Raw genomic sequence first — 236 nt, 5'->3', positions numbered from 1 at the left:
ATCGGCAATCAGCACAACATCGCCTGGCCGCACTGGTGCCTCGGCAAAATGATCAAGACTGGCACGATAGCTGATCGCGTGACGCTGGCTTCGCGCTGTTTCGATCAGCCACCGCGCATGACGCTGGGCTTCGGTGCGATTGGTGCAACCCAGCAAGGACACTTCATAGGGGCGATAACCAAAACGCTGAAAACTGTCACGGTCAACCGCGCTTTCGACACTGATTTGCCCGCCAT

General features: G+C 57.2%; 1 protein-coding gene. It reads right to left on the bottom strand.

Going from position 1 to position 236, the window contains the following annotated elements:
• Positions 1–236: phage tail protein (locus ACTF7Q_RS09405; protein WP_438997582.1), on the bottom strand; the 236-nt coding region annotated here is incomplete at both ends.

The organism is Puniceispirillum sp. (SeqCode) (assembly GCF_965657105.1).
In the GTDB taxonomy this organism is placed as follows: domain Bacteria; phylum Pseudomonadota; class Alphaproteobacteria; order Puniceispirillales; family Puniceispirillaceae; genus Puniceispirillum.
This window is presented reverse-complemented; position numbering and strand designations above follow the sequence as displayed.